We start from the raw sequence: 18,288 nt of genomic DNA on the forward strand, positions 1-18,288 counted from the left end.
TAGTCTGCTTGTTTGGTCTGTCCCCATTCTGTCCCCATTTTTTTGCTGAATATTGATGTTGTTGAGTGATAATTAATGAAACCTACAGATATAAAATAGGTCAAAAAACTTTTAAAGTCAATGCGTTAATTATGAATAATGACGATATGTGAAATTAAATAAAGCGGACTTCTAATCCGTAGGTCGCAGGTTCGAATCCTGCCAGGCGTACCATTTAAAATCAAGGGTTTTCAGCTTTTAGTTGAAAACCTTTTTTGTTTCAAATCGTATTCATTAAAAAATTGTGAATAAGGCGCAATATCATAAATAAATAGTCCGCAAGAAAATTCTGTAATTGCTGTCTGAAATTTGGAAATAGTGAGCTGTGACCAAACCGTTTATAGGCAAATTGAGCCGATGGAACATTTTAATTTGATACTGCGCCTAAGCGTGTAGTGGGCCTGCCTTTTGGGAAAAGAGGGGGGTACTGTTTTGTGTAGAATATTGAGTTTATTTATCATCAAACCAACGCAGCTCATACAGATCGGTTCGTCGATTCTCGGCATTTAGCACGCTTCCCATCGCTCTTATCTCCTTGATTAAATCTAAATCCAGATTGGCAATTAAGGTCGTTTCTATACCTGGTGTTGCTTCGGAGGCTATCGCATCGTGAGGACATGAAAAATCTGATGGGGTAAAAATTGCAGACTGCGAATATTGGATGCCCATGGTTTCGACTTTAGGGATATTGCCTACGCTCCCTGAAATGGCAACATAGTACTCGTTTTCAATCGCTCTGGCCTGCGCACACCGCCGAACCCGTAAATAGGCAGTCTTGGTGTCGGTCCAGAAAGGCACTAACAATATCTTTACACCCTTTAAAGCCTGCAATCTGGCCAGCTCTGGAAACTCGACATCATAACAAATCAGGATTCCGATCTTGCCCACATCAGTATCAAAGACTTTTAAATCATGACCGCCGGAAAAACCCCAGTCAGTAGCTTCTTCCGGGGTTATATGTAATTTTTCCTGGCTGTCCCAAGTACCATCTCGTTTGCACAAAAAACTCACGTTGTACAGTTTCCCATCATCCCTCAGCTGCGGAACACTGCCTGTTACAATATTGATGTTATAGCTGAGTGCCATTTCAGTCATGAGCATGCGCATATCTTCCGTATAGCTAGCTAACATTCGCATGGCATCAGCCGGGTTGTTACCTTCATAGGTATGAATGAGTGGTGCATTGAGCAATTCAGGAAAGAGGATTATGTCAGCTTTGTAATCGCTCACAGTATCGATAAAGAACTCAACCTGCTGCATAAAATCCTCAAATGTGTCGAAACGACGCATTTTCCACTGAACGACACCAAGCCTGGCAATGGATTTGGTCTTGCCAATCAGCTTGGTTTTTTTTTGATAATAGATGTTGATCCATTCCAACAGGACTGCATTGCCGCGGGATTGAAGATCTTCCGGCCAGTAGTCATCGAGGAGGTTGCGGACATGGAAATCGTTGGAGAGCTGGAAGGTGAGTACCGGGTCGTACAGTTCTCGATTTTTCACTTTAAGAATGTACTGCTGGGCCTTCATCTCTTTAGAATATTTATGGTAATCAGGTATGCGTCCGCCGAGTAAAATTCCTTTGAGGTTGAGATTTTCTGCCAGCTCCCTGCGAGCGTCATACAGGCGACGGCCAAGACGCATTCCCTGGTATTCCGGGTTTACTGAGATATCTATACCATAAAGATAGTCTCCTTCCGGGTCGTGCGATTTAAAGGTTCCGTCTCGAACAATCTGGTTATAGGAGTGTTGATCCCCGAACAGACTAAAATCGATAATCAAAGACAGGGCAATGGCAACTGGTTTTCCCTTATCCTCAATACATATCTGGCCTTCTGGGAATAATTTAATTAATCGATTTACTTGTGCCTCAGTCCAGGGAGAGGCAATGTCTTTATAGACTTTATTAGAAAGATCATACAATACTGAGTAGTCATCCAATCTGAGATGTCTGGTTTTAAGTTTGTGCTTTATTTCATCAATCATTTTTCAATTGTCCTTTACAATCTAAGAAACTAATTTTGAGAATACACTTTTACCTTTCTGTAACTTTTGCCTGAATTCAGCATGGCAGGCAATCATGACAATATCTTTATTGTTATGGATAACCTTGTTTTGATTGGTGATAGTGGTGATTTTGCCTCTGTTATGGCCATGGCGAAATATCTGCATTATTCTTAATTATGTGATACAGAAATACGTCTATTGTCAATAAATACGATTAGTTAAGTTTAGGATGGAATTTACTTTTTGTCAACAAAAGTATCAAATTTAATGATTAGCTAAGGTGAGTTTTATGTGTTCATTAAATATTAGTGTGAACTGAATTTGATCAAAAAGTATTGATCCTCTGTCTTGTTGATGTTATTTTGTACAGAGCCATTTTTGAAGAGATTTGGTTTATGATATTTGATTGGGTCGAAATAAGCATTATGAGTATTAAGTTTGAGGTCTAAAATGGAAAAAAAGGACGAAAAATACGCTCCGCCTCAGATGAGTCCCTATATTTTTACAATTTTATTGATCGGGTTTGGTTTGTGGTGCTTTTGGGATGGTTGGCTGACAAACAACCCTGATATGGTTGAACATGAAACTTTATAATAAGGTGTTAAGTGTGATTCTGCTTCCATGGGGCGTTTATGATTTTTTTAAAATAAAAAAGAGACAAAAGATTAAGAAACAATCAGAAGATTAACACGTTATAACCACTATTAGTTGCAAAAAAATTAAATCTAATACTCTCTTCTAATGATCTGAAATTATTTAAAATTTGTCATGATAGAATATTTTTCTGTTGATAAATAGAAAAAATGCTGTTAGGTTTCAACCCTTAAAATTTAGCGTATAAGGAATTCGAAGTTAATGAATTCAAATAATAATATAGATAAAAACCTTTTAAATCAAATTAATAAACGCAGAACTTTTGCGATCATAAGCCATCCTGATGCAGGCAAAACAACTTTGACTGAAAAGTTACTTTTATTTGGCGGTGCCATACAGCAAGCTGGCGCTGTAAAATCCAGAAAAGTTGCAAAAGCTGCCACCAGTGATTTTATGTCCATTGAACAGGAAAGAGGGATAAGTGTGTCTTCTTCTGTTATGAAGTTTACCTATCAAGGATATGAAATTAATCTTCTGGATACTCCAGGGCATAAAGATTTTTCTGAAGATACTTACAGAGTTTTGACTGCTGTTGACTGTGCAGTCATGATAATCGATAATGCAAAAGGGGTTGAACCACAGACTCAGAAATTGATGGAAGTCTGTCGAATGAGAAACACTCCCATCATTACCTTTATTAACAAACTGGATCGAGAAGGAATGGAACCGCTTGATATTTTTGAAGATATTGAGGATAAACTACAGATTGAGTGTGTTCCTTTGACCTGGCCTATTGGTATGGGCAAGCGGTTTAAAGGGGTTTATAACCTTGAAAAAAAAGAGCTGGGTATCTTTTCTTCCGGGTACACACCAAAGAATAATGATGGTGTTATCATTGATGATTTATCGGATTGTCGGCTTGATGAACTCATTTCCGAGAGTCAGGCTGAGCAGCTCAGAGAAAGTGTGGAATTAATTTGCGGAGCATCAGATCCTTTTGATATGGATTTGTATCTAAATGGTACTCAGACCCCTGTTTTTTTTGGTTCGGCCATTAATAACTTCGGGGTAAAAGAGATGCTGGATACTTTTGTGAAAATTGCACCTCAACCAGGAGTTAGATCTACGGCTACACGGGATGTGGAACCCCATGAAAATGCATTTTCCGGATTTACCTTTAAGATTCAGGCTAATATGGACCCGGAACACAGGGATCGAATCGCTTTTTTCAGGATCTGTTCCGGAAAATTTACCAAAGGAATGAAAGTAAAACACCATAGAATTGGCAAAGAAATTAAAATTTCCAATGCCACAATTTTCATGGCCCAGGAACGAAATAATATTGAGGAAGCTTATCCCGGAGATATTATTGGAATACATAATCATGGCACCATCAAAATTGGTGATACATTTACAACCAAGGAACCCTTAAAGTTTTTAGGCATTCCCAATTTTGCTCCCGAGCATTTCAGACGGGTGATTTTAAAAGATCCAATGAAGGCAAAGGCACTTCAAAAAGGATTGACTCAGCTTTCCGAAGAGGGAACCATACAGGTTTTTAGACCGTTGCTTGGAAATATGCATATTATTGGTGCTGTTGGGGTGCTTCAGTTTGATGTGACCATGGCGCGGCTTAAAGCGGAATATAATGTAAATGCCGGTTATGAAACAATTGATTTGTCCGTTGCAAGATGGGTAACCTGTGAAGATGAAACAATATTAAAAGATTTTAAAAGAAAAAATGAATCCAGTCTTACAATGGATTCAGAAGATTGGCTGACCTTTTTGACAACTAGTGAGTATCAGTTGGGATTTGTCATGGAAGAGTGGCCTCAGATTCAATTTCATAAAACCCGTGAACATAATTAACGAACTTATTAAAACAAAAGGAAAACGATGACAGACAAACGAATTTTTAATTTCAATGCCGGACCTGCTGCTTTGCCTTTACCTGTTCTGGAAGAAATAAGGTCTTCTTTTTTGAATTTTAATCAATCTGGTATGTCTATCACGGAAATCAGTCACAGGTCTTCTTATTTTGATGATGTTATCAATGATGCCGTTGATAGGACAAAAAGGCTTTTAAAACTTGATAACCGGTTTCATGTCCTTTTTTTACAAGGCGGAGCTTCTTTTCAATTTGCCATGATTCCTATGAATTTTTTATCTGAAAATGATACGGCAGATTATATCAATACCGGTACCTGGTCAACAAAAGCCATAAAAGAAGCTCAGATTCAAAAAAAGAAGTATTGTGTTGTGGCATCTTCGGAAGACAAGGATTTTTCATATATTCCAAACAATATCAAGTTTTCAGGCAATGCCAAGTATGTTCACATGACGTCAAACAATACCATTAAGGGAACACAGTTTCAGCAATTTCCGGATACAAACACAGTTCCCATTATCTGTGATATGTCTTCAGATATTTGTTCGCGTCCCCTTGATATGGATAAATTCGGATTGATCTATGCCGGGGCTCAAAAAAATCTTGGACCGTCAGGAACCTGCATGGTTATTATCAGAAAAGATATGCTGGATGCGGCCAATACTGATTTGCCAACCATGTTGAAATATTCTACCTATGCATATAAAAATTCCATGTATAACACACCTCCTTGTTTTGGAATATATACCATTAATCTTGTGTTGAAATGGATTGAGCAAGAAATGGGCGGACTTGAAAAAATGGAACAATATAATATTAAAAAGGCCGGTCTTTTGTATGATTTTATTGATACAAGTTCCATTTATAAAACAACTGTGGAAAAATCTTCGCGGTCTTTAATGAATGTAACCTTCCGGTTGCCAAGCAATGAATTGGAAAAAAAATTTATAGCCCAAGCCACTGAAAAAGGCTTTGGAGGACTCAAAGGGCACAAATCGGTTGGCGGTTGCAGAGCATCCATTTACAATGCAGCAACCATGGAGAGTATTACAGCGTTAATTGAATTTATGGAATCCTTTGAAAAGGAGAATACATAATGAAAGTTCTTGTCAGCGATAATATAGGGGAGGCAGGCGTTGAAATATTTCAACTGCAAGAAGGCATTGATGTTGATGTAAAGACAGATTTGACAAAGGATGAGTTAAAACAAATCATTGGCGAATATGATGCGTTGGCAATCCGAAGTGAAACAAAAGTGACCAAAGAAATCCTTGATGCGGCAACCCGTCTTAAAGTGATTGCAAGAGCCGGGATTGGTCTTGATAATGTGGATATTGACGAAGCCACTAAAAAGGGTGTGGCAGTGATGAACACCCCGGGTGGAAATACAGTGACTTCAGCAGAGCATGCCATTGCCATGATGATGGCAATGAGCCGGAATATTCCAAGGGGCACTCAGTCTATGAAAGCTGGAAAATGGGAAAAACATTTGCTTCAGGGAACGGAAATCTGCAACAAGATTTTTGGTGTGATAGGTTTTGGCAATATCGGCTCCAGAGTGGCAAGCCTTGCAAAAGGCTTGAGAATGAAAGTTATTGTCTTTGATCCCAATATTTCTTCGGAACATATTAAAAAGGCCGGGTTTGAATATGTTTCTTTGGAGCAATTGTATGAACGCTCTGATTATATCTCCATCCATGTTCCGAAAATTGATACCACCATTGATTTGCTGGATTTTGAGGCCTTTAACAAGATGAAAAAAGGCGTCATGATCATCAATTGTGCCAGCGGTGGAATTGTTAATGAGTCTGCCCTTTATGATGCTGTCTTGTCAGGTACGGTTGCCGGTGCTGCTTTGGATGTTTTTTCCACGGAACCTCCAGGGGATCATCCATTATTAAAGCTTGACCAGGTCATTGCAACTCCCCATATAGGAGCATTTACCAAAGAAGCCCAGACAAATGTGGCAGTGGCTGCAGCAAATCAGATTATTGCTTATTTGTTGCATGGTACTGTTATGAATGCAGTCAATGTTCCATCGGTTTCCGGTGAATTGTTAAAAGAGCTTAAACCCTTTTTGTATCTTGCAGGAAAAATGGGTAAGATGATGGCACAGATTACAAAAGGCGGCATAAGGCAACTGGACATTGAATATATCGGAAAATTTCCTGATCTGGACCTTAAACCCGTTACCATATCCGCCATCAATGCATTGCTTGCCCATTTTGTTCAAGATGAGGTTAATTCGGTTAACGCAATTACCTTTGCCAATGAAATGGGAATTAAAATTTCAGAATCTACGTCCAAGGAAGCCGGTAATTTTTTAAATCTTATCAGGGTAACCGCAGTCACAGACGAAGAAACCAATCTTCTTGAGGGCACTATTTTCGGCAAGGATGATGCCAGGATTGTCAGAATTAATAAATTTCGCTTAGAGGTTATTCCAGAAGGGCATCTTGGATTAATTCATAATCTTGACAAGCCTGGCTCCATAGGTTCAATGGGCATCACCCTTGGAAAACATAATATCAATATTTGCCGTATGATGGTGGGCAGAGAAGAGGATGGGGACAGGAATATTATATTTTTGGAAACAGATACACCGGTTCCGCCTGAGGTTATAAAGGAAATCGAAGACCTGGAACTTGTTATCAGTATGAAAACCTTTGAATTGTAGCAATTATGGATTTAACAAGGAAAATACCCTATAATTACACTTCAGCCGACGATGATCAGATAATTAAACATCTTTTCGGATTTGATCTGCTCCAAGTCATTAAAAAACTGGAGTTTCAAAAAGATACCGGCAGATCCTCCAGGCTTTTGCACAGATTTATGGGTGATTTGTTTATTATCCAGAGGAATCCGTTTCTTTTTCAGGAACTTGTTGAGGACCCATTGCTCAAAAAACGCTTGTTTCATGAGTTTAAAAATGACCTTGACTTGATTGGAAATCGTGTTCAGCAAGAAGATGTTCTTGTGGTTCTGGAACAGTGCAGACTTGAACTGAAAAGACTTGCAAAAAAAATCAAAACCATCCGTTCTTATCAGAATAAAATTTTAAAGCAGTTGTCGCCTATTATAGGTAAAGGCAATATTTATTTTGATCCGTTTAATATTCTTGCCCATGCAACCGATGCGACTGACTGGCGTCTTTATATGCCGCTTGCAGTTCTGCGTCCTGATAAAGAATCCCAGGTGCCAAGCCTTGTAAAAAAAATTGAAAGCCTGGGACTTCATATTATACCAAGGGGAGGCGGCACCGGTTTGACCGGAGGAGCAACTCCGTTGACCCAAACCTGTGTTATGCTCAATACTGAAAAATTGAATAAAATTTCAGATATTGAGTATGAAAAAGATAAAAACAATATCCCGTATGCTGCTATTACTCTTGAGGCAGGTGTCATTACACAGGATGCTATGGCAGCGGCAAAAAAACACGGACTTATCTTTGCTACAGACCCGACCAGTTCATGGGCATGCACCATTGGCGGGAATCTTGCGGAAAATGCAGGTGGGAAAACTGCTGTATTGTATGGCACTGCAATTGATAATGTCCTCTCCTATAAAATTACCATGCCGGATGCGGTATCCTATACGGTCAAACGAAAAGATCATCCCTTGAGAAAAACACTTCCCGAAGATATTGTTGTGTTTGATATTTATCATGAAGACGGTCAGTTGAGCCATACGGTTACCATAAACGGAAATCAAATGCGTAAAAAAGGTCTTGGCAAAGATGTTACCAATAAGACCTTGAACGGGCTTTTTGGACTTCAAAAAGAGGGTTGTGACGGGATCATAACTTCTGCCAGATTTATTTTATATCCTGAATTTAAATTTAAAAAGACATTCTGCATTGAGTTTTTCGGCAATGATATGAGCCAGGCAGGGCTTGTTATTGCTGATATATGTAAGGCATTTGCAAATCATGATCCGGCTTTGATGGCACTGGAACATTTTGATGAAGAGTATGTTAAAGCCATTAATTATAAAACCAAAACATCCGTGGGAACAAGGCTTATTGCGGTTCTTCTCGTAGATATGGTTTCCAATGATCAACTTCGGCTGCAAACTGGGGTTGATACCCTTGAAAAAATTCTTGAGCCATATGACAAAACCGGTTTGAGTATTGCCGAAAATGACAGGCAATCCAAAAGGTTCTGGCAGGACAGGAAACGTTTAGGAGCAATCGCCGCCCATACCAATGCATTTAAATTAAATGAAGATATTGTTTTGCCCATTGATTCATTGGCTGAGTTTGCAAAATTTGTGGATCAGTATAATATTGAAGAAAAAAAATTCAACCAGACCCAGATCATTCAAAATATTGTTCATTATCTGGATACGGCAATTCCTTTATCAGATCCTGAATTATTGCAAAAAAGGGTAGGGCAGGCAAAGGATCTTGCCTATAAAACAAGAAAAAAACTGGATATTGCTTCCAGAGACGCTCTTGAAGCCTATATCCATTCTAAAAATTTTTACCGGGAAGTCATTGGCAATCTGCGAGGTTATACGCTTGTAATTGATAATGTGAACAGGATCTATGAAGAAACCAAGTCACGGCTGATTGTCATTGCTACCCATATGCATGCGGGTGATGGAAATGTTCATGTTAATATTCCTGTTTTACCCAATGACCGCCAAATGATGGAAAGAGCCAATCAAACAGCTGACAAAATAATGGAAAAAACCATTAGCTTGAAAGGAGTTGTTTCAGGTGAACATGGAATTGGCATTACAAAATTTAAACATCTTGACCAGGAAACAATAGACGAGTTTACCGATTATAGAAAGAAAATTGATCCTAACGGATTAATGAACCCTAACAAGCTTTTTGAACCGGATATTATTGAAAAGGTGTTTACCCCTTCTTTGAATCTGCTGGAACTTGAAGCCAGGATTTTAAAACACGGGTCTTTGTCAGAACTTGCCATTAATATTGCCAATTGCGTACGGTGTGGAAGATGCAAACCCAAGTGTCCGGTATTTGTTCCGGCCAAAAATATGTTTTTTCATCCGAGAAATAAGAATCTATCCATTGGTGCATTGATAGAGGCATTGCTGTATATAACCCAGAGAACACAATCCACTGGTTTTAAAGTTTTAAAAAATATTGAACAGATTGCCGATCATTGTACCATTTGCCACAAGTGTTTTACTGAATGTCCCGTTAATATTGATTCTGGAAATATTGCCATCAAAGAGCGTGAAATCCTTGATAATATTGGATTCAAGCATACACCCATATCAACTAATATAACTTTGAAATATCTTTCAACTAAAAATAAAATTTTAAATCCTGTTTTGAGAACCGCCCTTCTGGGTATTGGTGCAAGGGTTCAAAGGACAGCAGCAACTGTTTTATCGCCGTTGAAGAATGTTAAGGGGTTGAAGCAGACAAGAAATTTTCAGTTGCTTCGGACACCTGTGGCAAAACCGGAAGGTAAAGCCTTAAGCAGGCTGTTACCCAATACCAATAAAAACCAGGCCATTATTCTTGAACCAGAAGGTGAAGCTCACACAACTGTTTTTTATTTTCCCGGATGCGGAAGTGAACGGATATTTTCAAAAATATCAATGGCTTCTATTTTTTTATTGCTGGAAAATCATAACAGGGTTATTTTACCTCCTTCATACATGTGTTGCGGCTATCCTTTTTTGGTCAATGCCAAACGGGATGACTATGAAAGGATTACCCTTGAAAATATTATTATTTTAAGCCAGATAAGAGATATGTTCAGGGAGTTTACCTTTGATGCCTGTATTATCAGCTGCGGAACATGTATGGAATCGCTCAAGGAAATTGATGTTTCCAGTATATTTGACTGTTCCATTCAAGATATTTCAGAATATATACTCAAAAGTGATGATACATTTGAATTACATAAAAATTATTTATATCATGCACCCTGTCACGATTCTTTAAACGACACTGCACTGGATTTGTTGAAATCTTGCTGCACGGACAATGTTATTCAAAAAATTCCATATTGCTGCTCTGAAGCCGGGACCCTTGCGCTTTCAAGGCCGGATATCAGCAATGGCATGCTGGATCGAAAAAAAGATGCCATTAAAAAAGGAATGAAGGAAAATTCATTTCATACGATACTCACCAATTGCCCTTCCTGTCTGCAGGGACTTGGCAGGCATAATGATTTGAAATTAAAACCAATCCATCTGGCAGTGGAACTTGCGTCTCTTAAAGGCGGAAAAAACTGGAAAAAAAAGTTAAAACGCCTTTTGCGTAGAAATGAGGTGGTAACATTTTGATATGAATCTTGTTCTGTTGGGAAATGAGGATTTTATTGACAAGAATTATGTCGTTATTCAAGGAAGACGTTTTAAGCATCTCATATCGGTAAACAAGGTTGCAAAAAATGATCGGCTGGCGTGCGGACTTTTAAATGATAAAATAGGTACTGGCCTGATAACAAAAATCTCCCGTGATTTTCTTGAGATGAAAATTCATCTTGATACTGACCCCCCAAAACCATTGCCGTTAACCCTTTTGTTAGCCCTTCCAAGGCCAAAAATGCTCAAACGGATCATCGAAAGCGTTACCAGTATGGGGGTCAAACAAATTTATCTGATCAATTCGTGGAGAGTGGAAAAAAGTTTCTGGCAAAGTCCATGGCTGAATGAAGATCATCTTAGAAAGCAGATGGTTCTGGGTCTGGAACAAAGCCGGGATACGGTATTGCCTCAAATTCATCAAAAACGATTTTTTACCCGGTTTGTAAATGAGGAACTGCCTTTGATTTCAAAAAACACCTTGTGTATGACGGCTCACCCTAAAACACCAACTCTCTGTCCGTCCGGTGTGAACAAGGCGATAACCCTTGCTGTTGGACCGGAAGGGGGATTTATCGATATTGAAGTGCAAACTCTGGAAAAACAAGGTTTTTTTTCCTGTCATATCGGACAAAGAATTTTAAAGGTTGAAACAGCGGTTACATATTTGATTTCTCGGCTGTATTCTTAAAAAACAAGAACTCTATTTCAAGGAACTTTTATATGAAAGATAAAAAGAAAATTGATAAGGAACGGCAGATGTCCTATGACAGCTTGCCGCCGAGTATTAAAGAAAGCTTGACTGAAGAAGAAAAAGAAATTTTTCTTTATGCTGAAGTGTGGCCTGATTCTTTGTTTGAAAAACTCGATGAATTTATTGTTAAAGATTAAAATTGACAGTTTTGTGCGTACCCTCTAAATTTGTCAGCAGTTGAATTCATTATTAAAGGGGTATGAATGGGTAACCCATTTGAAAAAAAAATTGATTATGAAAAATATGTAAGATATGCCCAGATACTTGAAAAAACAAAATGGGCCAATGAATTTTCCTGGGATCACATCCGTACAATTTGCCTTTATATCCATCCGGTAAGTGCAAAAAAAGGTGCGGTTATTTTCAAGGAAGGACAAAAAGAAGAAAGCCTTGGCATTATTGTTAAAGGATCAATTGATATCTTTAAGAAAAACAATGATCAAATTAAAAAGATAGCCAGACTTAAAAATTCACAAACATTTGGAGAAATGGCTCTGCTGGATGGTGAGCCTCGATCTGCAACAGGCATAGCAGTAGAAGATTCTATTATTTTTTTTATTTCAAAAGAAAATTTATTGGATATTGCCGAAGACCATCCCAAGTTAGGGTTTCAGATTTTATGGAAAATTTCAAAATTAATCAGTCAGCACCTGAGAAAAACCACAGGAAAATTAGTCGATTATATGGAAAAATAGGATACTAATCTTTTTTCGTATTCGTTTTTAGAATGGAAGAATGCTGCATGATTTTATGCTGTGACATTTTTAACAATTCAACGGATTTTGAAGCCGGAATTTGAAGGCGGCTTTCATAACTTGCTGAAATTTTGATTATTTTTTCTCTGATATGGCTATCTCCCATGGAAAAATTAATATTGCACAATTCATTTGAGAATGCACAGATAGTGCGTTTAAATTCCTCTATGGTCATATCTTTTTTTAAAACATTGATATCTTCAACCGGTTTCATGGAATGGATGATAGACTCGGGCAAATTCCATTTTGATACCATAAATCTTCCCAGCATGCCGTAGGATATGCCAATGATGGATTTGGAAGCCTGATCCCTTGTCAGGTGCTTTTCGTCTACAAGCAGTTCTATTTTGATAAAAATTTCTGGTGAAAATAAGGCAACCAGATATTCTCCAAAATCATACAGCATGGCACTGATTTGAATGGCTTCTGCATCTTTGAGATCTTCATCAAGTGCTATTTGCCGGGCAATGATACTTCGTTGCAAGGCTCTGAGTGTTTTTATTTTTAAAACTTTAATGTTTGAAAGATCCTGCATATGGTCATAAATTTTAAGGCTGGCCGCTGCAAGTTTTATCTCTTGTGTTCCTAATATGATCATAGCTTCTGAAATTGATGTAATCCCCTTGTGTGAAAATTGACCATAAAATGAAGAATTTACAAGCTTTAATAATTTGATTGTAAGTGCCACATCCTTTAAAATAATATTGGCAATATCATTGGCGGAAGAGTACTTCATTTTTAATATTTGATTCACATTTTTAATTTGAGCGGAAAATGATAAGAACGAGGTATTATCAAGCATTTTTTTTAAAATGTATTTAATAAAGGCTTTATAATTTATTTTGCCGTTGCTCGAGTTTAAGTTGCTTTGAAAAACAGACTGGTTATTTTCTTTGGATAAATCAATTACATCCAATTCAATACCGGCATGAGGTGTTGCACAAGCTGTCATTTATTCTCCAAATTAATAAAACAAAAAAAATTAAAAAACCTTTGTATTTAGCAATATAATGTGTGAATAATAGACTTTTTTTATGCCATTTTCAATTGGTTTGTATTTATGCATAAAAGGTCTTTGATATCGGTAAAACGAATAACATATTAACCGCTCTTAAAATTCAAATTGAGAAAAACCGCTTTGCTTTTTCCAATTATAACATGGTCAGAATGCGGGAGGCTGTTCGTAATTTAAGCACAAAAAAGTTAGAGATTTTTATAAAAATACCGTTTTTGCTGCACATTAATTCTCCAGGATACCCGGGATTTATCGAGACAAGGGTTCCAGCTCACGGTATCTGGAATTTTGAGCAATCCGGGTTCTATAATGAGATCATAAAAGCAAAAATTTTTCCAAAATCAATCATTGAAAATAATCAGATTGATAGCCCGGCAATTCTTGGATTTTATCATATCGGAAGCATCGGCACCTTTACACAGTCAATTGGCTCGGATTTTGATTATTGGATCATCATAGATAAAAAAAAGTTTTCTAAAGAACGCTATGACGCCCTTGAAAAAAAACTTGATGCCATATTGAGATACTGCAGGGAATCATATGATCAAAAAGTAAGCTTTTTTATAATGGATCAAAGGGAAATTAAAAACAATTGTTATGCTCCGTTTAAGGGTGAAGAAACGCTTACCGTACCCAAGATATTTTTAAAGGAAGAGTTTTACAGAACATTTTTGATGATTGCCGGCAAAATTCCTGTCTGGTCTGTTTTGCCCGGAAAAAAGGATTTGGAAAAAACGGGTATATGGAATTCGGATGGCTTAACCGCACAGATTTTATCCATGTATGATGATTTGATTGATCTTGGACAGATAACTTCCATTCCCATTGAAGATGTCTTAAAAGGATTTTTGTGGCATATTTGTAAGTCCAAAGCTGATCCGATTAAAGCCGTTATCAAAGCCACAATGATTTTTTGTTATGGGTTCAGCCAAAAGTTACCCCAAACTTTATTGTGTGAAAAAATAAAACAGGGATATTCAACAGCCGGGATTGACGATTATGGAGTTGATCCTTACAAGGCTCTCTTTGATCAAATCCTTGAATTTCATGACATTGAAGATCCCAAAGGACTTTCTTTGATAAAAAATGCTGTTTTCTTCAGGTTGTGCGAGTATCCTGATGTAAAACTTCCTGATAAAAATACTCCCAAAAGGTATTTGCTGGATAAATATATCCTCAGATGGAAGTTGAATAAAAATCAGGTAAAAAAGCTGTTATCGTATTCAAACTGGTCAGAGTCGGAAAAACTGGTTCTGGAAAAAACATATATTAACAGGCTTGCCCAGATGTATAATTATGCTATTCGGAGAATAGGCAAGATAAATAATCGTTTTGACAGCAGAACTGAAAAAAGAAACTGGATTATTTTAAGAAATAAAACAAAAGAGAGACTGCGAAAAAGTGCTGATAAAATTTGTGAATGTTCAACCTATTTAAAGCGAAGACATATTTTGTGCCTGGATATCATAAAAAAAACAAATTTATGGGAAGTTAATTTTCAAACTCAAACCGGTCAAAGAATGGATAAGATTTATAAGCATTCCAATTTCTTAGGAGTTCTTGGGTGGATTTTAGAAAATCAGCTTTACCGGCGACAAACAGCATCCATAAGCCTTCATACAAATTTTTTGCTGTTTGAATCATCTGATACTGCCATTACTGCAGATACGCTATATATGGCATTTCAGCCCTTAAAGCCCTTGTCGGATTCTTGCTATGATCATGATGCATCATGGTCAAAAATGATGATTCTTTTATTCTATGATACTCCCGGTATCATTAAGGCTGAGTTTCTGATTTCCAATAATTGGGGTGAGTTATTTCTTGACAGTATCGAGTTTGCACTAACAAACAACAGGCAGGTGCAATGCAGCCAAATGGCAAATCTCATGTTAAAGTACTCAGATGAAAATTTAAGATTGTTTATTTTTCAATTTTCCGATACCCATGATCCTGATATTGTTTGTCAGCTTAAAAAAGCATATTATGAACTGGCTTGCCCGGACAGTGCTGCCATGAGCATAAAGAAAAAACCATATTTAGACAGATTGTAGGGGGCTTTTAGACAATATTACAGGGGACTGGATGGAAGAAAATAAGCAGATTTTATTAGTTGATGATGACAGGCACAAATTGCAGCAACTGGACACAATGATAAAAACAGTTGGGTTTAATCATGTACTATTGGCTGATGACGGGGATACTGCATGGGGTATTTTGAAAGACAGAAAAATTGATTGTGTAATTGCAGCTTATGAAATGAAAGAAATTTCCGGTCTTGCATTGCTTAAGATTATCAGACGGGATGACAGCCTTTTTGATACTCCGTTTTTTCTGGCAGACAATGCATTTACAAAAATTAAAGTTATAAAAGCAGGGCAGACAGGTGTAACAGGTCTTTTTGTGACACCTTATGATGAAAAAGTGATACTCCGTAAAATACCGTCTGCCCTTAAAAAGCTTAAAGCACCTGTGGTCCGAAAAACTGAAAATACAGTCAATCAAGGCATCCGATTAATAGAAAAAAAAGAATATGGTAAGGCGATAGAAGTTTTTACCTCAGTTATCAAAAAAAAAGAAATTGCTCCTGAAATCTATTTTAATATCGGGTATTGTAAAACATTACAGGGTAAGCATACGGAAGCAATTGAAGCTTTTTCCATGGCAACACGCCTGGACAAACTTTTTGCCAAGGCTTATGAAGAGATGGGCCGGGTTTACAAGCTCATGGGGGATTTTGCAAAGGCAGAGGAGTGTATGCATCAGGCAGCTGAAATATATATGGATTCGGATAAAATAGGTGCTGCAGAAGAGGTACTCAATGAAGTTCTTGAATCCGGGACAAATTCACTTAATATATTCAATACTCTTGGTGTGTTATACAGAAAAAAAGGTGAACCACAAACTGCACTGACCCAATACAAAAAAGCCTTGAAAGTTCATCCGGATGAACCCTATATTTATTATAATATTGGTAGACTCTACCTGGATATTAAAGACATTTCAGCAGCAAAAAAAAATTTTCAGCAAGCCCTTGAAAAAGATCCTGAATTTCAGGAAGCAAAACAGGTTATAAAGGCCATTGACCTTGGGATGGTTTAATGTGAAGCTCAATCAGCGCCAGCTTTTTTTTCTTCAAGATATTCCCATCTGTCATACAGCTCTTGAACCTGTTCTTGTGTCTGTTTGAGCAAAGAACAATAGTGCTTCATTTTTTCCGGGTTACTGATAATTTCCGGATTTTGAATTTTAGCTGTCAGGCCTTCAACCTCATCTTCAGCCTCAAGAATTTTTTCTTCAATATGGTCTAACTCATATTTGTCTTTATATGAAAACGCAATGTTTGCGGGTTTTTTCTTTGTTTGTCTGTTTTTTTCCTGTTTTTCAACTTTTTCAGGTTTTTGAACCAGGGTTAGGCTTTTCCGGTAATTCATAATTTGTTGAAAATCTTTAAAAAAACGGGCTTGTGCAGCCGTATCAAGATATAAAATTTTGTGGCAGACTTTGTCCATAAGGTAACGGTCATGGGAAACGAGGATAACCGCTCCTGGAAATTGCCGTATGCTATCCTCAAGGACTTCCAGGGACAATATATCAAGATCATTGGTGGGTTCGTCCAGAAGAAGTATATCACAAGGGGTCAGCATGATATTGGCAATTATGATCCTTGCCTTTTCACCGCCGGAAAGACTTTTGACCGGCATATCAAGCTGGTCCGGCATAAACAGGAACCGCTTTGCCCAGGTTACCACATGGATGGACCGGCCTTTATAATTAACACTGTCTGAGCCGCCTGGGTTGAGGGCTTGTTTCAAGGTGTGCTGGGGATTCAGACTTGAACGGGTTTGATCAAATACGGATATTTTCAGGTCTTGTGCCCATTCGACCTTGCCATCATCAGGCAGGATTTTTTTTTCAAGGATGGATAAGAACGTAGACTTTCCGCTGCCGTTTTCTCCAACAACTCCAAGGCAAAATCCGGGACCGATTTCAAAGGTAAGATCAGAAAATAAATTTTTCCCATCCATGTTTTTTTTCAGATTATAGGCCCGTAACAGTTTTTTAGTCTGTCTGCCTGTTGCGTGAAAGTCAATCTCCACCTTGGCTGTATTTTTATTCCTGTCTTTTAAGGCAAACAATTCCATTCTCAGTTTTTGGGCCTGTTCAATTCGATATTTTGCTTTGGTGCTTCTGGCTTTGGGGCCTTGTCTGAGCCATTCATCCTCTCGTCTCATTTTGCCAGCTAAAGAGATCTGTTTTTTTTGTTGGGCATCTAAAAATTTATTTCTCTCTTTTTCAAATTTTTGATACTGGCCCTGGATTTTAAAATACCCGGAAGCATAATATCTGCCGATTTCCATCACATTTAAACATACATTTTCAAGAAAGGTTCGATCATGACTGACAACGATAAATGAAAAATCAGCTGTTTTTAAAATGTCTTCCAGCCATAAAATACCGTTAATATCAAGATGATTGGTTGGTTCGTCCAATAAAAGAATATCAGGTTTACAGCAAAGGGCCCTGGTAATTGCTAATTTTTTTTTCCATCCGCCCGACAATTGTTTTGACGTCATGGTCGGATCGACAAATTTGCCTTTTCCCAATAATTTTTGAACAATTTTATGGCGCTGTTTATCATCAAAAGTGCTGTCTTTAATACTGTCGTATAAGAGTTGTTCCACTGTCTGATCCGGATTAAGCTGATCTTCTTGTGGCAGATAGATAAATCTTAAGCCTGTTTTTGTTATCAACTCACCAGTGTCGGGTTGGGTTTGACCGGCAATGAGTTTTAACAGCGTTGATTTACCCGATCCGTTCATTCCGATAAGCCCAAGCTGTTCATTTGATTTAAAATCAATGGACAGGCTCTGAAAAAGGGTGTCATCTCCATAGGTTTTTGAAATGTTTTTAAGGCTGAAAATTAGACTCATAAGTT

13 protein-coding genes and 1 tRNA gene are annotated in these 18,288 nt (G+C 37.7%); 11 read left to right on the forward strand and 3 right to left on the reverse strand.

Translation table 11 applies throughout. From position 1 onward, the window contains the following. The first annotated feature begins 141 nt into the window (after positions 1 to 141). Positions 142 to 213: transfer RNA gene (locus TOL2_RS10060), tRNA-Ser, on the forward strand. Positions 214 to 489: 276 nt separating this feature from the next. Here TOL2_RS10060 and TOL2_RS10065 read toward each other — a convergent pair. Beyond that, positions 490 to 2,025: a carbon-nitrogen hydrolase family protein gene (locus TOL2_RS10065; protein WP_014957368.1), complete on the reverse strand. Its 1,536-nt coding sequence runs from the start codon at positions 2,023 to 2,025 to the stop codon at positions 490 to 492. Positions 2,026 to 2,496: 471 nt separating this feature from the next. Here TOL2_RS10065 and TOL2_RS25470 point away from each other — a divergent pair, with 471 nt between their 5' ends. The 8 genes from TOL2_RS25470 (at position 2,497) to TOL2_RS10095 (ending at position 12,274) form a co-directional block, all read left to right on the forward strand. Next, complete coding sequence (locus tag TOL2_RS25470) at positions 2,497 to 2,640, forward strand: hypothetical protein (RefSeq protein WP_232508114.1); 144 nt, start codon at positions 2,497 to 2,499, stop codon at positions 2,638 to 2,640. Between the two features lie 261 nt (positions 2,641 to 2,901). Then, positions 2,902 to 4,509 (forward strand): peptide chain release factor 3, encoded by a 1,608-nt coding sequence (locus tag TOL2_RS10070; RefSeq protein ID WP_014957369.1) that lies wholly within the window; start codon positions 2,902 to 2,904, stop codon positions 4,507 to 4,509. Between the two features lie 27 nt (positions 4,510 to 4,536). Beyond that, positions 4,537 to 5,625, forward strand: coding sequence for a 3-phosphoserine/phosphohydroxythreonine transaminase (serC, locus tag TOL2_RS10075; RefSeq protein ID WP_014957370.1), 1,089 nt, complete (start codon positions 4,537 to 4,539; stop codon positions 5,623 to 5,625). Continuing rightward, positions 5,625 to 7,205, forward strand: a complete 1,581-nt coding sequence (gene serA / locus TOL2_RS10080; RefSeq protein ID WP_014957371.1) for a phosphoglycerate dehydrogenase — start codon at positions 5,625 to 5,627, stop codon at positions 7,203 to 7,205. The genes serC and serA overlap by 1 nt, the downstream gene beginning before the upstream one ends. Before the next feature lie 5 nt (positions 7,206 to 7,210). Beyond that, positions 7,211 to 10,804 carry a DUF3683 domain-containing protein gene (locus TOL2_RS10085; RefSeq protein ID WP_014957372.1) on the forward strand — a complete coding sequence of 1,198 codons (3,594 nt, stop codon included), beginning with the start codon at positions 7,211 to 7,213 and terminating at the stop codon, positions 10,802 to 10,804. A 1-nt stretch (position 10,805) separates the two neighbouring features. Next, entirely contained in the window at positions 10,806 to 11,516 is a 711-nt protein-coding gene (locus tag TOL2_RS10090; RefSeq protein ID WP_014957373.1) for a 16S rRNA (uracil(1498)-N(3))-methyltransferase, read from the forward strand. Positions 11,517 to 11,548: 32 nt separating this feature from the next. Then, positions 11,549 to 11,716, forward strand: coding sequence for a hypothetical protein (locus tag TOL2_RS25145; protein ID WP_173391122.1), 168 nt, complete (start codon positions 11,549 to 11,551; stop codon positions 11,714 to 11,716). 66 nt (positions 11,717 to 11,782) lie between these two features. Next, positions 11,783 to 12,274 (forward strand): cyclic nucleotide-binding domain-containing protein, encoded by a 492-nt coding sequence (locus TOL2_RS10095; protein WP_014957374.1) that lies wholly within the window; start codon positions 11,783 to 11,785, stop codon positions 12,272 to 12,274. Between the two features lie 4 nt (positions 12,275 to 12,278). On the opposite strand, the gene TOL2_RS10100 is transcribed toward TOL2_RS10095, so the two are convergent. Next, positions 12,279 to 13,286, reverse strand: a complete 1,008-nt coding sequence (locus tag TOL2_RS10100) for an HDOD domain-containing protein (protein WP_014957375.1) — start codon at positions 13,284 to 13,286, stop codon at positions 12,279 to 12,281. A 170-nt stretch (positions 13,287 to 13,456) separates the two neighbouring features. Here TOL2_RS10100 and TOL2_RS10105 point away from each other — a divergent pair, with 170 nt between their 5' ends. Both TOL2_RS10105 and TOL2_RS10110 read left to right on the forward strand, forming a co-directional pair. Further along, on the forward strand, positions 13,457 to 15,403 hold the full coding sequence (locus TOL2_RS10105; protein WP_269764202.1) for a class I adenylate cyclase: 1,947 nt from the start codon (positions 13,457 to 13,459) through the stop codon (positions 15,401 to 15,403). 31 nt (positions 15,404 to 15,434) lie between these two features. Continuing rightward, positions 15,435 to 16,451 carry a tetratricopeptide repeat protein gene (locus tag TOL2_RS10110; RefSeq protein ID WP_014957377.1) on the forward strand — a complete coding sequence of 339 codons (1,017 nt, stop codon included), beginning with the start codon at positions 15,435 to 15,437 and terminating at the stop codon, positions 16,449 to 16,451. 8 nt (positions 16,452 to 16,459) lie between these two features. Here TOL2_RS10110 and TOL2_RS10115 read toward each other — a convergent pair whose 3' ends face one another. Next, a complete protein-coding gene (locus tag TOL2_RS10115; protein ID WP_014957378.1) occupies positions 16,460 to 18,283 on the reverse strand; it encodes an ABC-F family ATP-binding cassette domain-containing protein in 1,824 nt (607 codons plus the stop codon). Positions 18,284 to 18,288: the final 5 nt, after the last annotated feature.

It is taken from the genome of Desulfobacula toluolica Tol2 (assembly GCF_000307105.1).
In the GTDB taxonomy this organism is placed as follows: Bacteria; Desulfobacterota; Desulfobacteria; order Desulfobacterales; family Desulfobacteraceae; genus Desulfobacula; species Desulfobacula toluolica.